This is a genomic window from Pseudomonas sp. CDFA 610 (genome assembly GCF_021147865.1).
In the GTDB taxonomy this organism is placed as follows: Bacteria; Pseudomonadota; Gammaproteobacteria; order Pseudomonadales; family Pseudomonadaceae; genus Aquipseudomonas; species Aquipseudomonas alliivorans.
In genome coordinates this window covers 25,907-40,881 of the sequence record NZ_JAGTPM010000004.1, presented here as the reverse complement: position 1 = coordinate 40,881, position 14,975 = coordinate 25,907, and the positions used below count along the sequence as shown (strand labels likewise).

At 52.3% G+C, this 14,975-nt stretch carries 15 protein-coding genes and 1 pseudogene; 6 read left to right on the top strand and 10 right to left on the bottom strand.

Annotated elements, in window-relative coordinates:
* Nucleotides 1-73: 73 nt before the first annotated feature.
* From KDX39_RS08045 to KDX39_RS08035, 3 genes are read left to right on the top strand one after another with little or no spacing between them, the layout of a single operon-like run.
* Nucleotides 74-751, top strand: a complete 678-nt coding sequence (locus KDX39_RS08045) for a GNAT family N-acetyltransferase (protein ID WP_231659968.1) — start codon at nt 74-76, stop codon at nt 749-751.
* Complete coding sequence (locus KDX39_RS08040) at nt 748-1,608, top strand: ImmA/IrrE family metallo-endopeptidase (protein ID WP_231659967.1); 861 nt, start codon at nt 748-750, stop codon at nt 1,606-1,608. Before KDX39_RS08045 ends, KDX39_RS08040 begins: the two co-directional genes overlap by 4 nt.
* Nucleotides 1,601-2,665 (top strand): beta family protein, encoded by a 1,065-nt coding sequence (locus KDX39_RS08035; protein ID WP_231659966.1) that lies wholly within the window; start codon nt 1,601-1,603, stop codon nt 2,663-2,665. Before KDX39_RS08040 ends, KDX39_RS08035 begins: the two co-directional genes overlap by 8 nt.
* Here the strand turns inward: KDX39_RS08035 and KDX39_RS08030 are convergent.
* Nucleotides 2,651-3,208, bottom strand: coding sequence for a sce7726 family protein (locus tag KDX39_RS08030; RefSeq protein WP_191947031.1), 558 nt, complete (start codon nt 3,206-3,208; stop codon nt 2,651-2,653). The genes KDX39_RS08035 and KDX39_RS08030 overlap by 15 nt on opposite strands.
* Before the next feature lie 916 nt (nt 3,209-4,124).
* On the opposite strand from KDX39_RS08030, the gene KDX39_RS08025 reads away from it, so the two are divergent.
* Both KDX39_RS08025 and KDX39_RS08020 read left to right on the top strand, forming a co-directional pair.
* Complete coding sequence (locus tag KDX39_RS08025) at nt 4,125-5,003, top strand: DUF5677 domain-containing protein (protein WP_231659965.1); 879 nt, start codon at nt 4,125-4,127, stop codon at nt 5,001-5,003.
* A gap of 689 nt (nt 5,004-5,692) precedes the next feature.
* On the top strand, nt 5,693-6,418 hold the full coding sequence (locus KDX39_RS08020) for a hypothetical protein (RefSeq protein ID WP_184322094.1): 726 nt from the start codon (nt 5,693-5,695) through the stop codon (nt 6,416-6,418).
* A gap of 46 nt (nt 6,419-6,464) precedes the next feature.
* Here the strand turns inward: KDX39_RS08020 and KDX39_RS08015 are convergent, their stop codons facing one another.
* The 3 genes and pseudogenes from KDX39_RS08015 to KDX39_RS08005 all read right to left on the bottom strand — a co-directional run.
* Nucleotides 6,465-7,904: a Fic family protein gene (locus KDX39_RS08015; protein WP_210043803.1), complete on the bottom strand. Its 1,440-nt coding sequence runs from the start codon at nt 7,902-7,904 to the stop codon at nt 6,465-6,467.
* Entirely contained in the window at nt 7,897-8,529 is a 633-nt protein-coding gene (locus KDX39_RS08010; RefSeq protein WP_184322098.1) for a DUF4062 domain-containing protein, read from the bottom strand. The genes KDX39_RS08015 and KDX39_RS08010 overlap by 8 nt, the downstream gene beginning before the upstream one ends.
* A gap of 160 nt (nt 8,530-8,689) precedes the next feature.
* A pseudogene (locus KDX39_RS08005) lies at nt 8,690-8,836 on the bottom strand (GNAT family N-acetyltransferase); the annotation flags it as partial.
* A 126-nt stretch (nt 8,837-8,962) separates the two neighbouring features.
* On the opposite strand from KDX39_RS08005, the gene KDX39_RS08000 reads away from it, so the two are divergent.
* Nucleotides 8,963-9,499 (top strand): hypothetical protein, encoded by a 537-nt coding sequence (locus KDX39_RS08000; protein WP_099227268.1) that lies wholly within the window; start codon nt 8,963-8,965, stop codon nt 9,497-9,499.
* An 8-nt stretch (nt 9,500-9,507) separates the two neighbouring features.
* Here the strand turns inward: KDX39_RS08000 and KDX39_RS07995 are convergent, their stop codons facing one another.
* The 6 genes from KDX39_RS07995 to aguA form a co-directional block, all read right to left on the bottom strand.
* Nucleotides 9,508-10,467 (bottom strand): quinone oxidoreductase family protein, encoded by a 960-nt coding sequence (locus tag KDX39_RS07995; protein ID WP_231659964.1) that lies wholly within the window; start codon nt 10,465-10,467, stop codon nt 9,508-9,510.
* Nucleotides 10,468-10,501: 34 nt separating this feature from the next.
* Entirely contained in the window at nt 10,502-10,675 is a 174-nt protein-coding gene (locus KDX39_RS07990; RefSeq protein ID WP_231659963.1) for a DUF1427 family protein, read from the bottom strand.
* A 148-nt stretch (nt 10,676-10,823) separates the two neighbouring features.
* The gene (locus tag KDX39_RS07985) at nt 10,824-11,603 is read right to left on the bottom strand and encodes an AraC family transcriptional regulator (RefSeq protein WP_231659962.1); all 780 of its coding nucleotides are present in this window, start codon (nt 11,601-11,603) and stop codon (nt 10,824-10,826) included.
* 137 nt (nt 11,604-11,740) lie between these two features.
* Entirely contained in the window at nt 11,741-13,021 is a 1,281-nt protein-coding gene (locus KDX39_RS07980) for an OprD family porin (protein WP_184322106.1), read from the bottom strand.
* A 216-nt stretch (nt 13,022-13,237) separates the two neighbouring features.
* Entirely contained in the window at nt 13,238-13,444 is a 207-nt protein-coding gene (locus KDX39_RS07975) for a hypothetical protein (protein ID WP_231659961.1), read from the bottom strand.
* A 211-nt stretch (nt 13,445-13,655) separates the two neighbouring features.
* Complete coding sequence (aguA, locus tag KDX39_RS07970; RefSeq protein WP_231659960.1) at nt 13,656-14,762, bottom strand: agmatine deiminase; 1,107 nt, start codon at nt 14,760-14,762, stop codon at nt 13,656-13,658.
* Nucleotides 14,763-14,975 lie beyond the last annotated feature (213 nt).

Here is a 14,975-nt window from a genome sequence, read left to right as displayed (position 1 = left end):
AATTGTATTCACCTCAAAAATATAACCCTCCAGCAGAATCAAAAGACTTCGCTTCCTCAGCCGGATATTTATAATGACTCTAGATGAAATTAGAAGTTTATTAGACGCAATGCCGCCTAATGAAGACGAGATAATACAGAAGGGTAATCTACTTGATCTAAACAACCGCTCAGTAGAGTTCAAAATCCATCATGGATGGGACATCGCCCACGGAAATCTTTGCGATAAATTATGGGGGGAGTTCAACATAAAACTTCTAAGACACGTTAGAGACAATTGTCAGGATGAGAATCTATTAGAAACTGAAATAAGCAACCTAAGCCTTGAGGATAGCCATTGGGAATGGTTTAAAAAATCAATCGCATATCGGACAGACGAATATCATTGGTTTTTCTTATCAGCTGACTCAAAACCTCAAGGGGCATGTCTAATCTACCACCCCAAACAAAGCATTTTTGACAAAGGAAATATTTTTTACATCGAGTATCTTGCCGTAGCTCCCTGGAATCGGCAAAACCCAATGAGCAACAAACAATTTAGCGGAATTGGCAGCATTCTAATAAAATCCGCGATAGCCTACTCTTGTAACGCATTGAGGCTCAGGCCCGGTTTTAGCTTACATTCACTACCAAAGGCAAAAACCTATTACGAACGGATTGGAATGCAACATTTCCCCAGTTTAGACAAAGATCAACTAAACTATTTTGAAATGGCAGAGGCCAAGGCCGCTCAATATGCGGGGGCAATATGACCAACAAAAATGAGGAACAGGATGATTTTGTAGTAACATCTGAAAGCACAATAAATCCAAAGGCTTTAATCAACGCGCTAAACGCCCACGACGAAGTTATCCGCTTAGTAAAAGCATCAACCACTAAAAGAAATGCACCTTGTAGTGAAAACATCTCATTATTTCGCGACCTACTCACAGACAACAAAGGCGGAACTTTCTTTAGACAATCGAACAATGCAAATACCGCCGCCACTTCCTATTGGCTTTCCCGCATAAAATATACAGCCCAGCTACTTTTAAACTTGCAAGACGTACCTAAATACCAGCCGATTTCCACTGACCAAATTTATCAAATCACTCGGATGAGTCCCGCCCCTGAAAATGTCCGCTTAGTCTCCAGCGCGCTATTAAGCCTCGGCATAATACTTATATTTGACGAACAGCTTAAAGGAATGAAGCTTGACGGAGCTGTATTCAAATTAAAGTCTGGCCATCCTGTCATTGGCATGACGTTAAGACACAGTAGACTAGATAATTTCTGGTTCACACTAACGCACGAGCTATCTCATATACACCTGCACATAGATCAACTAGACACACCCATACTAGATGACTTTGAAGAAGCATCAATCGAAGAAATTGAATTAGAAGCCGATCGACTTACCAAAACAATTTTTGTCAGTAGAAACGAATGGCGGAACTGTGAACCAAAATATGATTTACGCAGAGAGATCGTAATAAAATACGCAAACGAACAAGGACTGCATCCAGCAATAATTGCAGGCATGCTTAGGCACGAGTTAAATCGATATGAAATACTTTCCGATATCGTGTCCGAATATAACACTAGGGATTTGATATTTAAACATGAATAACTATACTCCATTCTTAAAAACCAAAACTAATGAGATCGGAGCCCTAAAGGTTTTGCATCCTACGCTGAAGCCTTTTATCGCTCCTTTCTTTGATTTCCCGATGAAAAAAGGTCTGAATGAACAGTCCCTAAAAAAATCTATTGACGGAACGCACAAAAAAATAAAAACACACTTAAAAGAATATAGAAATTTCTACCTTGATAATTTCGATGTCCCTGATGCAATAACGATTTCGGGACAAGACAACTACATGTATATTATCGACAAATTTTCCGACACCACGTTCATCCCAGTTATCGCCATCGAAAGAACACCACAACGAAATGATGCTGTGTTCAACGCCAAAATCACAGGCAAAATTAAATCAGATACCATAGCACTAAGAGTTCAGCCTGAAGACTTTCAGCACTACACTACAACCAAAGTAGAAATACAAACATTAGTTAGAAAATGCCCTCCCAATTTCACATCAATTATCCTTATTCTAGACAATAGGATTTGCCGCACATGTGATACGACCAAAAGAGCGGGAGAGCTAATCAACTTTATCATCGCTATAAAGCGCGATTATTCATTTTCAAAAATAATAATAACCGGTTCTTCAATACCAGCATCAATCAAGGAAATACTCGAAGTCGGGCATGAGATCTCTTTACCCAGAAGTGAACTAGCCATACACAAAAAAGTTATTGCCCACCACGAACTAAGCGACATTGAACTTGGGGATTATACTATCGTAAGCCCTAATTTCTCGGAAATCGACATCCCACCAGAAAGCATGCGCAACGTTACTGCGCCCAAAATCCTGTATGCCTTTGAAGATTTTCAATATGTTATTAGAGGTAACGGCTTAAAAAACCATCCGCGAGGGAACCAGCAGTATAACGATATGGCGAAGATTCTGGTGGCAAAAACTTTCTATCGGACACCACCATACTCTTGGGGAGACAATTACCTGAACGATAAAGCCAACTCACATGGAACCCTAGTCACGCCTAGCAGCATCCTGAATCCGACTATAAATGCTCACATCACATTTATGTTACAAAAACCCTAGCTTTCTCTGCGCGAGCTTAGCGCTAATTGCAAGGCTAAGCTCTTCTCTCCCCATAATTCCTGCAATGGAGTTAGAAATATTATCCCTATTTGCCTTTGCAGCAACCTGTATATTCAGCCCTTCGGCGACATCTGAAAGTTCTGTCCTCCAGAGAGTCATGAGAGCAGTCTTCTTATCAAAAAAAGGGCTATTTTTTGAAGATCTTGCCCCCCGCAGAACCACAACACCACTTACCTCCCTGGCAATCATCACTCCCCAATGCGCTGGAATAATCCTTATAGCTTTATTCGCATGACGCTCTGTAGTAACTAAAGTTATCTTCCTGAACGCCAAATCATAATAGGCAGCTTGGCTTATTGCTCGCTCAATTTTATCGGCATCACCTTTTATCTCATAACAATGAGCCTCCTTGTAAATAGCCACCACATCAGCTATTGCACTTCCATTATGCACTCTCAGCTCTTCAATTAGCGCGCTGGGTCGGTGCGACATTCGACCAAGCCTAGCTAAAAGGGCGGATCTAATTTGAATATCTCCCAGCACAATCACCTCGATTTACTTTGGCGCACGCAGCACTTTAATCGGTCTACTATAGCAGAGCCTAGATAATTTTAAAAACAAAAAAATAGACTTGACGCATATGAATATATAAGTCCAGAGCCAGACTAAATATAGCTAAAACCCCAGAAAACTTCTATATCGCGCTATACGAGTTACGCTTAGCGATACTTTCTCAAAAAACGGCACAGCGTGCGAGTTTGATCGCTTTCCTCCCTGGCGATTCTCGGAGAGAATTTTTGACATAGCTGATATTGATTTTTCTATTTAATGAGCCATTAAGATTATAAGATATTAATGGCACAAAATACGGCCGGATTCGGCTCCACTCAATTCCGTAACTAGCTGATTCATTAATAATAACTAGTTGGCGTACGCGAAGTTTTTCACCGAAATCTGGACGCCTGGAAACCTAACCTCCCCGAAATATAACGCTCGCCTGGTGCCGTACCATACAAAACAAAGACTCGCAGAAATGCGGGCCTTTGTTGTTTCTGGGGTTTGGTGTGATTGCGCTTGTGCCCAGAAGCCTCGTCCTGATTAAGCTTGCCGCGCGCCCCCCGGAGGGCCTTTCTTGATCCCCTACGGCGTTCGCCGACCTCGCTCGTTGATGATTCGACGAATAAGAGATCGAAAATACATCTGCCCCTTCTAGCTAGGGGCAATGCCTGTTTAGGAAACACGGGGTCTGTCCCCATGTTTTCTTCTTGAGCCTAAGCCCCCAACATTAATAAGTTGTGAAAGCAATCTTAACGACGCTGAATTAGCTAAAAATCAAGATGCACACGATTCAAAGTTAGTGAAAAATTTTCTGACAGCCGACAAAATGCTACACTCAAAAATTAAATAGCGCTTCCATTTAGAAATGCATTAATTAAAACTACAGGATTCACACACAACAATGCCTCACATACCAAACTTCAGAAAAGCCTTTAAAATAGATAAAAAAGCAAACCTTATCGAGTCGGCAGTAGCCATTGAATCGTGTGCCAAAGCAGATAAAATTCTTAATGACTACTTGGGAGAAATCGAGCCAAAAAATAACAATGAAGGCTTTCGAATTCACTCGCTTTTAAATCTGACCGGTCGTGTATACGAGCACGTCCAAGGAATGCTAGTTGCTATTTCGACAGGTTCGCCAGCCAGTGCGGAGGCATTAGCTAGGGTTGTTGTAGAGGGCTCAATAAACATCATGTATCTAGCCGAAAGAGGCGACTCAGGGACATTAATAAAATTTTTTCAATCATGGCTGAATGAGCACAATAGAAAGCTCAATGAATGGAAGCAGAAAATACTGGACGGAACCGACGCAGAAGAAATATCGACTATGATAGAGGAAAGAAGAAAAGTCATTACCGTATTAGACGAATTCGTTAATGAAATTGAAACTCAATGCTCTGTAGATACATCCAATCCGGAGAGTGACTGGCCTAAGTCGCTTTATAAAAGATTTGAAACACTTGGGCGCGAGACTGATTACTATGAAAGCTATCATCGCCTCAGCGGAGCAAGCCATATAACTGGCGAGGACACGCTTATGTGGCTTATGTTTATGCACGCCTCACCCGAGCACAAGATAAAGGCTGGAAAGGAAGCTTGGGCTTACTCAATAATGATGACCAGAATTGCAAGCATGTTTTTTGTAGACACTGCTTTTTCATGTGTTAAAGCCTATGGGCGTGAAAACAATAAAGATCTATATCAATGCAAGCTCGAACTACAACTCGCCGTCCGCAAAATTGCACGGCAGGCAGGTGTACCGTTGAGTGAATCGCCCTGATTGATTAGACACACCCGACTAGTTGCTTTTGGCCGATTCCTGCCGATTCACCATGGGAAATAATCGGCAATGTTCAAACTTGAAGGGTTTACCTTGCCGTATCCTGCTCTGGATATTTTATATGCAGCTCGACAACGTGCTCTAACCTAAAAGTCCCGGTTCGACTCCACTGAGATCCATAACTAGCTGATTTATTTATAGTTACTTGTAGGGATACGCCAAATTTTCCACCGACTTCCAGCCCCACGGAAAATCTAGCCCCGCTGACTGCTACCGTTCGTCTGGTGCCGGCACCATACGCAAGACCGAAGAAGGCTCACCGAAAGGTGGGCCTTTTTTGTTTGTGGCGTGCCGGTCCCGCATTGCTCGCGCGACCCTCTTACGCTTTTCAAGAAAGCGCACCGTCAAGGGGCTCGTTCACCTGTAAAGCGACGCACTCCTGCCCCAGAGGCAAGTACCCGCTGCGAGACGATTCATGCAGCGCGGCAAGCCATCCATTTCCACATCACAAACGCTACGCAATCCAGGCAGCAACCGAGCGTTGCAACGCAACAATTCCAACCTCAACGCCGCCCCCAAACCAGTCACACTTTATAACCCCCCTGATACACCACTCATCCTTCCCCTCTAAAGCTATCCCCTCACCCCGTCGATACCCCTTGCACATACTCTAATCATGGATTGATGAAATGATTATCTCCTTAAGCACTACTGCCCCGTCGATGGCCGACCGCCTGACGCCTTCCGATCAGAAGCTCACTGCGCAACCGATGAGCGAGGCTGCGAAGCAGGCGATCCTCAATGCCACGCCCGCTGCCGTCTACTATCCGAGCGAACCGCCCAAGACGAGTATTGACTCGATGGAAGTGGTCGAGACGATGATCGGTCCGCCTCAGTCCTGGGATTTTCCGCGGCTGGCTGAGTTGCATCGTGGGGTGACGGAGGTGATGAGGGGCGCGTTCGACGAATTTAAGTCGGCGCTGTCGTATCTGTACCCGGACCTGGCTGACAAGAAGTTTGGCTTCACGGTTGCAGAAGACGGCAGCCTGAAGGCGCTCAATACCGGCGGGCAGTTGAATGCGGCCGAGATGGATCGTCTGAATGGGCTGCTGAACAATTCCAGTGATCTGAAGGCAGCGGCGTTGAATTACCGCGATTCGGCCATCGATCTGGTGGAGGCTGATTCGGCGTGGACCGGCAGTTACCTTGGCCGGTACAACCTGACCAAGGAAAACTTCGCCGATACGCTGGATCTGGCGGCGCTGCTTATCCCCGTGACCAAGACGCCGTCTCAGGAACAGTTTGACGGCATGTTCTTCAATCAGATGGCCTACAAGGGCGAGCGTGCATCGGCAGAGGTGCTGGCAGCGCGGGAAGAAGCCCGTGCGGCGAAGCGGGTTGTCGAGACGGCTTGAGGCTGACCGTCAGGTAGCCTGCCCATCGGCACGGCTACCCCGCTCGTTATTCCTCCTCAAGCCCCGCGCGAATAACATTGCCCAGGCTGGTCAGGCGGTATCGCTGGTTGCTGCTGGTCGGCTTATCGGGGATTGTCATGACAAGCACGCCCTGCTCGAGCGCAGGCGTCAGGTAGTGTTTACGAAAGTGTTCGGCGTCCGCCAGATTCAAACGGCGTTGAAGTTCGGCACGCCTTACCTCTCCCTTCACGGCCAAAATGAGCCGTTCGACTTCCGGGGTGACTTCCGGGGTGACTTCCGGGGTGACTTCCGGGGTGACTTCCGGGGTGAAGAACGTGAGGGTGACGCCAGAGGATGCTTCTGAGCGCCATTCAGGTGCTGGAAGACCGCTCTGCTCGCATGCCTGTCGAATCAAAAAGCTGCCACGTCCCAGCTTCTCCATATAGCCCTGAAGGTAAAGAGCATGGGCGATATCAGGGTTGCGAAGAATGGAAACGTGACCCTGTTGCAGCTTTTCAGTATCGACACCGTCGGGAAGGCTTCCTGAGTTCCAGATTTCCAGCCGTGTAGGGCTGACTTCAACCTTGATACCGCCGGAGAAACTGCTGTAGTCCCTGTGTGCAAAAGCATTTACGACACCCTCGCGTATCGCTGCTTCCGGGTAAAGAGGTAGGTCTTCGCGCTGATGGCTGCCTTGGCTGAACCGTGCTCTGGAGGGCGTATTACGCAGGATGAACGCAATCAGCTGCTCGATGACCTGAGTCATCGGTCCGGCAAAGTGCTGTAGATCCTGATACTCATCGGCCGTCTTGCTGCGATAGCAGACCGCTCGAACGCGAGCTTGAGGATGTCGACGTACAGGGTCCTCGGCCAGCAGGACGTCCGCAGCGTTAGTAAGACGGCCATATTTCGCGAGCGACAAGAACTGCAATTGATGCAGAAGACCTTGCCCGGACTCTCTGGCATCGGTCGGCGTGCGAGAGGCCGCGAGCAACTTATGGCAGGCGGAACGCGATAACTGCTGCTCGTCCAGCTCGGGAGAAAACAGTCGCTCCCAGCGCTCAGGCTCGATCTGTTTGCGCAGAATCATGTCCCGAATGACGTCAACACCTGCCCTCAACGCCTGATTCCCTTGGCGGACATAGATGGCATCGCGAAAAGCATAGGGAATGTCTTTGCCTGAAGGAATCTCGATACCAAGCACCTGACGTCCGTCAATCTCCTGTACCTCCACTGAAAACAGCACAGGCGGTCGAATCTGGTCTTTGAGTTTAAGCTCCAGCGTTTGCGCAGCGTGTTGCGCCTCTTCAATGCCAAGCGTCGGTCTGTCCGCGTCAATATCGCAGAGCACATAACCGCCTTGCGAATTGAGATAGGCACACACCAGCGGCCCGCAGACATCGACGCTGGCTTGAGTCCTGACTTCGATGTTCTGAGTTTCACCCAGTTGCAATAGTGTCTTGAGCTGGGAAGGTGTTCTATTCATCGCCGCCTCTCAAGCGCCGGGCAACCTGCGCACTGTCACCCATGTTCTCTCTGAGGCGCTGTTCAAGGTCCTGATAGCGAGAAAACTGTGCCGTCACGAACAAGCTCGCCTCGCCATCACGTTCGAACTTCTGAACCCAGTTACCCTGACGCTCATTCAACGGCAACTGCTCCATGGTGGCATCTTCGTACATGTCGATGACTTTCAGATCGGTGATCGACGTTGCCTTGTGCTTCAGACTGAGGCTCTGTCTTTGTTGCTGATCCTTGTAGCCAAGGTCCCTCAGCAGAATACGCGCGAACACTACATGATCATGGGCTAGAAACCAGCGCGGCTTTTTCAGCGCGATGGCGGCCTTCATTTCCTGATGGGTGATGGAGATGCCCGTACCGTCTACCCCGCTGCCGTAATGAGGAGTAATGATGCCTAGAAACAGGTCACATTGCTTTACCGCTGCGAGGCAGTTTTCGAATGCGGTCTGTTCCGAAGATACCGGCAGGGTACCTTTATGCGACATCAGCACCTCGTAACCGAAGCTGGTCAGCAGCGTATAAACAAGGTCCAGTAATTCTTCAACACCGTAAACGGTGGAGGAGACCATGATTTTGAGTTTCTTTTCATCCATGCTTTGGCTGACCTGCACCCGTTTTCACATATCGTCCCGTAGAGGCTGGTTGCAGAAGGTACAGCTTCACGTCCGGGCTGCCTAGAGACTGCCCTGGTCAGTACGCGCATCAAACGTCTGCGACACGACACCTCAACCACTCATCCCGCGTCATCTCCCACTCTTCGGGATAAGGCCACGGTACGCGATTGTTCAGAAATCGTACGATTTCCCAGTGTGGGAAAAGCTGTTGCATGGCAGGTGCATCGGCCAGTTGGAGCGGGGTCAGCAGCAGGCGCCCGGTTTGCAGGATTGGGGTCGTGGTCATGACGAGGTCCTTGTCGTGTGCCGGGATTTACAGGATGAACGGTCCCCTTCCAGGCGACTTTAGGTCGAACTGCTCAACTTGAATCAGGGTCTATCCAGCATCTTTAACATTCGGTATTAACTAACTGTGTCCAGAATTATCACAGACGAGACGCCCGAGCACGTCGTCGATGAAAAGCAGGTCAAGTTGTTCGGCTCGCCAAAGGAAAGGCTCGATTTTTACCGGCGTGAGATTCACTACGAAACGACCAACCTGTCTAACCGCACCAACGCCTATTTGTCGGCGCAGTCGTTTCTGGTGATTGCCTATGCGTCGTCGATGGCGAACGCGAATACGGATTGGGGTGTGATGTTCACGCTGGTGGTGCCGCCGATGCTGGCGTTGTTGGGGCTGTTCTGCACGCTTGCGGCGTGGCCGGGCATCCGGGCGGCGTGCGACATCATCATGCACTGGCATCGCAAGCAGGCGGGGTTGCTGCGCAGCGAGCCGGTCATCGGGCTGACCTATGACGACTCGCCGCTGTTCAGCGACTGGGAATCCAGCGAAACCGGGCCGAAGAAATCACTGCTGTTTTCCAAGCGCACGCCTTGGCTGTTCAGTTTTTTCTGGCTGTTCCTGGGCAGTTTCGCGGTGTTCGTTCAGTTGCTCGCGCTGGACAACTGATCACCGTTTCAAGGCACCAGAATGATCTTGTCTCCCCTGCCCTCGTTGACCTCGGCATAGCGCGCTACCCCTTCGCTCAAGGGCGATTCAACCAGATCGCCCGGTAGCGCCAACAGCCCCTGATCGAAGAACTGACCGAACTGATCCAGCATAGTGGCGCAGGTCGCGCAGTCGTAGAGCAGCGAGTTGATGCCGACCACTGAACCGCCTTTACGGTACAACCCCAGCGCAGGCAGTTGCACGTGGCCGTCAGCGGGCGCAGCGATGATTGCGATACGGCCGAACGGCGCCAGCGCAGGGACGGCGGCTGGCAGCCAGAAGCCGGTGGTGTCGAAGATGACGTCGGCGCCGCCTTTGAAGACGTCGTTGACCTGATTGCCAAGGCTTTCCGGGGCATCGAGCAGCAGGCCGGCGAAGCCATCGGCTTCCAGCGCTTGCAGTTGCTCGGGACGACGCACCGCGCCCATCACCTGAGCACCGAGAATCTTGCCCAGCGCCATGGCGGCACGGCCGACCGCGCCGTTGGCACCGATGACCAGCAGACGTGTTTCACTGTTCACCAGACTGCGCTGCAGGGCATCCCAGGCGGTGGTGTATGGCACGCCGAGGCTCGCGGCCTGAACGAAGCTCAAGGCTTCGGGCTTGAGGGCGACGCCTGCGGCAGGCAGGGTGATGTATTCGGCATGCGAACCTTCGCGAAAGAAGCCGGGCTCTTTACCGGTGCCCCAGACTTGCTGACCGATCAGCCTTTGCGGGCCTTCAATGACCACGCCGGCGAAGTCACGACCGGGAATGCGCGGCAGTGTGGTGTAGGGAAAGCGACCCAGCACGTTCTTCACGTCGCTTGGGTTGAGGCCGGCGGCTTTTACCTGGATCAGCACTTCGCCTTCGGCAGGCTTTGGCGTTGGCAGTTCGACGTATTGCAGGGCGGCGAGGTCGCCGGTTCGGGAGAATTGCAGGGCGTTCATTGGGGAGGCCTTTTGGAAAGTGAAAGACTGAAGATCAGGAAACCCAGGAGGTCAGCAGGTGTTTGCCCATCGGCCAGGCCTGTTCACCCAGTTGCATGCCCAGCAGACCGATCAGCGCGATGGCCGGCGGTGCGGGCGAGCGGAAATCCAGTGCGCCGTACAACAGACCGACAGCTAAGCCGATAGCGAGGGAAATGAGGTAACTCATGCAGAAGCTCCGAAGAGGTAAGCGATGAGAAGAGTCTACGGAAGGGCTGGAATGCGGATCGGCCAAGGGCTTCTGTTTATCGGCCAGATGGGGGGCGGCGCTGTCTTGCGTAACGATGAGCACCCGCTTCTATGGGCTCATCTCAGTCCTAGGAACGGTCGTTGCTGGCAACGTATTGCGACGGCGCGACGCCCAGTTCACGGCGGAACATGTCGCTGAAGCTGCTGGGTGAATAGCCGAGCGAGCGTGCAATGCGGCTGACGGGCACGCCCTGAATGACTTCGGCCACGGCAGTAGCCAGTTGTACCTGCCTGCGCCATTCGGCGAAGCCCATGCCGAGGGCGCTTTGAAACAGACGCGATAGCGTCCTTACGCTGGCGCCTGCATTTTCGGCGTGCTGTTCGAACGAGATATCCAGCGAAGGCTCGCCCATGACCGCCTGGCACAGGTTCATCAGCCGTCGGTCCGAACCATCGGGCATGGGGATTTTCAGCAGCGAGCGGCGGGCGCGCTTGAGTTCCAGCAGGCCAAGCGTCACCAGCGCATCGTAATACTCCTGCTCGCGGTCCCGGTCCAGAGCCACCAGATTGAGGATGACTTCGCGCAACAGGCCGCCGACTTCGAACACCTGCACGGTGCTTTCCAGTGTCTGGGCGATGGCCGGGCGCAGGTAGATGTTGCGCATTTCCAGGTCCGACACCACGCGAATCCCATGCTCGACGCCGGGCGGCAACCAGACTGCGCGTTGCGGCGGCACGACCAGCGCTTCCAGCGGCGTTTCGACCCACATCACGCCCGACATGGCGTACAGCACCTGCCCCCACACATGCTGGTGCGGTTCGATGAAGCGCCCACGCGGATAGGTGCGCGACAGCGGCTGAACGGGAACGGCGATGTCGGAAAGATCAGGGGGTGCGGCAAGGGCCATGACAGTGACCAGCTCCGGGAAGTGAGCGCATGGTAGCAAAGCCGCTAGCGCACGTTGAGCAGCCTGGGCTCGGCACAGACAAAAATGCCCCGGGTCGGGACCGAGGCATTTTGCTGAAACGCTATCCGTTCATACGATCAGAAAACGTTGATCGGGTAATCCACAAAGATACGGGTTTCGTTGCCTTCGCTGTTGTACGCCTGAGCATCGGCCGACACACGCAGGAACGAGTTACGCAGACGAATCGACAGGTCTTTGGCCGGGCCGCTCTGCACGACGTAGGTCAACTGGCTGAAGATTTCGCGCTCGGTACCGTTGCCGCTGCCAGCGGTGCCATCGTCGATGTTGTCGCCGCGGACATAGGCTGCACGGTAGCTCAGGCCAGGCGTGACCAGACCGGACAGATCAACCGCATAGGCGGCCTGCCAGGAACGCTCGTCCTTGCCGTTGAAGTCGGACCAGTAGGAGTTGGCCAGGTAGATGGTGTTACCGCCATCGCTGGTGCCGCCGTCGTTGCGGTAGCCGCCATACACGTAGCCGATATCGCCGCTGCTGCGCTGGTGAGCGAGGGTGAACGAGTGGATGCCCACCGCCCAGGTCGCCGCCAGGCTCCAGATCTTGTTGTCGCGGTCGTCGCTGTTGGCGAAGTCCTTGTCCAGTTTGGTCTTGTAGCCGTTGAAGTCCAGGGTCAGCGACTGATCCTGCGGCAAGGCGAAGACGTAATTCAGGTTCACGTACTGCTTCTTCAGCACGTCTTCGTCGTCGGACGCGTAAAAGGCGGCAGAGAATTCCTTGGTGAACTTGTAGCTGGCACCGTAGACGTTGATGCTTTTCAGGTCACCGCTATCACGCCCTTCGGCGCTCTTGCGCGCCTGCTGAGTGAAACGACCGGCAACCACTTCAAGGCCATCGATCTCTTTGGAGGTGATCATGGTGCCGGTGTAGCTTTCCGGCAGCAGACGCGAGTTGTCGTAGCTCAGCACGGGCAACTGCGGCATCTGGTCGCCGTACTTGATGACGGTGTTGGAGATGCGGGCTTTGACGGCCGCGCCAGCACGGGCCAGATCATCGGCGGCGTCGCCCTGACCGTTGTCGCTTTTCTTGAAGAAGTCGATACCACCGGCACCGGCGCGACCTTTGCCGCCGTCCAGGCGAATGCCGTAAAGGCCGAACGCGTCAACGCCGACACCGACTGTGCCCTGTGTGAAGCCTGAAGTGAAAATGCCCATGAACGCCTGGCCCCACTCGGCCTTGTCTTCACGGTCGTTCTTGTAATCGCGGTTGATGTAGGCGTTGCGCAGATTGACGGTCAGGCTGCTGTCTTCGACGAAACCCTTGGAGTCTGCCTGCCCTTGAGCCATGGCCTGACCAGCGCTGATGATGCCCAGTGCGAGCATACCCATACGTGTGTTAAGCATCTGTCTTCCCTTTTTATACGAATTGACACGCGCTGTGGCGACGGCGGGAGCCGTTCAGGACTCTCAGGTTCCAAACCTGACAGCCGCACGATGTCATCGCAGTGGACTACTGATGCACGTACATGGCGCAAAGCCACAAGCGGTGGGACGCGAATCCTAGTCCCAGTGCTTGAAGGGTGTCAAACACGCAAAAGGCCGAAACAGAGCGGTCGGTTCCTAATCCTTCATTACACCCAGCAACGCCTCCAGTTCGGCATCGTTGAATAAACCGGCCGGATAGCGCTGTAACAACATGGCGCGTACATCAGGTCTCGGTTTTGCTGGCCTGGTTGTCCTTAACCAATCCGCCATCAACTGACGGGCCTCGTTACTGGAAGAAGCAGACAACCCACGAGCACGGTGCTGGCTCATACCTGCGTTCATAATGACAACCTCTTAATTCTTGAGGGGCTAAATTTACGGACGCTGTGTGACAGTCACGCTAAGAAAACGAATCAGGCCTCCTGTTGATTAAAGATGAGATTCGGATAAACGCTACGAGGTGTTACGCAAAAAAAAGCCCATCGGCTGATGGGCTTGAAGCAGCAAGAACAGGACCAGTTGGCCACTATCAGATGTTACTAATCATTACTGACTAGGCCTTATGAGGGGCCGGTTGCTGTTGCGTCAGGCAGTGAATATTACCGCCGCCGAGCAGCAATTCCCGGCCTGGAACCATCACCACTTCGTGTTCTGGAAAGAGTTTTTGAAGCATTTGCCGGGCTTGCTCGTCCATTGGATCGTCAAAACTCGGCGCGATGATGCCGCCGTTTACAATCAGGAAGTTCACGTAGGACCCGGCCAGACGCACCGATGGATTGCGCTCCTGACTGCCATGCACCTGATCGACGCCTGCGCATTCTTCGTCCGTCGCGAACAATGGGCCGGGAATCGGCATTTTGTGCACGATAAACTCGCGTCCCTGGGCGTCACGGGTGTTTTCCAAAATACTCAGTGCGGCGTGGCAGCGTGAGTAGTTGGGGTCTTCGGGATCATCGGTCCAGGCCAGCAACACTTCGCCCGGACGGATGTAGCAGCAGAAGTTATCCACATGCCCGTCGGTCTCGTCGTTGAACAGACCGTCCGGCAGCCAGACGATCTTGTCCACGGCCAGGCTGTCGCTCAGTACGGTCTCGATCTGCTCACGGGTCAGATGTGGATTGCGGTTGCGATTGAGCAGGCATTCTTCGGTGGTGATCAGCGTACCTTCGCCATCAACGTGGATCGAGCCGCCTTCCAGCACGAACCCTTCGGTCACGTAGCGAGGGCAACGTTCGATTTCCATGATCTTGCTCGCCACTTGCGAATCGAGATTCCACGGCGCGTAAAGGCCGCCGTCGAAGCCGCCCCAGGCGTTGAAATCCCAATCCACACCACGCACTTCGCCACGATCATTGATGACGAACGTCGGGCCTGTGTCACGAACCCAGGCGTCGTTGTTACTGATTTCCACGACACGGATGTTTGGCATGTCCAGACGCGCACGGGCGTTGTCGTACTGCGCGGCGGATACAGCGACGGTTACCGGTTCGAAACGTGCGATGGCCTTGGCAACCGCCACGTGCGCTGCCTGCGCAGGCTTGCCGCCCAGACGCCAGTTGTCCGGGCGCTCGGGCCAGACCATCCAGACCTGAGTCTGCGTGGCCCATTCGGCAGGCATGTGAAAGCCATCGGCGCGTGGCGTGCTGTTGAGTGTGGTCATGTCAATCAGGACTCCAGTGGGAGGTCAAAGGTGTTGATCGTGACCATAGCAGACCGGTCATGACAATCTTGCCCCCTTATAGCGGATAAAAATCTGTATAAAAAGATATAAATGGCTTTTCCAAGCACTTAATCGCTTTATTTATCGATATTAATCTGTATTTCTCTTCCAGTCAGATCCAATGTGACGCGGCACCATGGGCATGATCATTGG

Coding starts and splice junctions, on each gene's coding strand:
- KDX39_RS08040 (WP_231659967.1), top strand. CDS start 748: ATGACCAACAAAAATGAGGAACAGGATGATTTTGTAGTAACATCTGAA.
- KDX39_RS08010 (WP_184322098.1), bottom strand. CDS start 8,529: ATGGATGAAAAGAAACTCAAAATCATGGTCTCCTCCACCGTTTACGGT.
- KDX39_RS08035 (WP_231659966.1), top strand. CDS start 1,601: ATGAATAACTATACTCCATTCTTAAAAACCAAAACTAATGAGATCGGA.
- KDX39_RS07990 (WP_231659963.1), bottom strand. CDS start 10,675: ATGAGTTACCTCATTTCCCTCGCTATCGGCTTAGCTGTCGGTCTGTTG.
- KDX39_RS08015 (WP_210043803.1), bottom strand. CDS start 7,904: ATGAATAGAACACCTTCCCAGCTCAAGACACTATTGCAACTGGGTGAA.
- KDX39_RS07995 (WP_231659964.1), bottom strand. CDS start 10,467: ATGAACGCCCTGCAATTCTCCCGAACCGGCGACCTCGCCGCCCTGCAA.
- KDX39_RS07975 (WP_231659961.1), bottom strand. CDS start 13,444: ATGAACGCAGGTATGAGCCAGCACCGTGCTCGTGGGTTGTCTGCTTCT.
- KDX39_RS08025 (WP_231659965.1), top strand. CDS start 4,125: ATGCCTCACATACCAAACTTCAGAAAAGCCTTTAAAATAGATAAAAAA.
- KDX39_RS08020 (WP_184322094.1), top strand. CDS start 5,693: ATGATTATCTCCTTAAGCACTACTGCCCCGTCGATGGCCGACCGCCTG.
- KDX39_RS07985 (WP_231659962.1), bottom strand. CDS start 11,603: ATGGCCCTTGCCGCACCCCCTGATCTTTCCGACATCGCCGTTCCCGTT.
- aguA (WP_231659960.1), bottom strand. CDS start 14,762: ATGACCACACTCAACAGCACGCCACGCGCCGATGGCTTTCACATGCCT.
- KDX39_RS07980 (WP_184322106.1), bottom strand. CDS start 13,021: ATGCTTAACACACGTATGGGTATGCTCGCACTGGGCATCATCAGCGCT.
- KDX39_RS08045 (WP_231659968.1), top strand. CDS start 74: ATGACTCTAGATGAAATTAGAAGTTTATTAGACGCAATGCCGCCTAAT.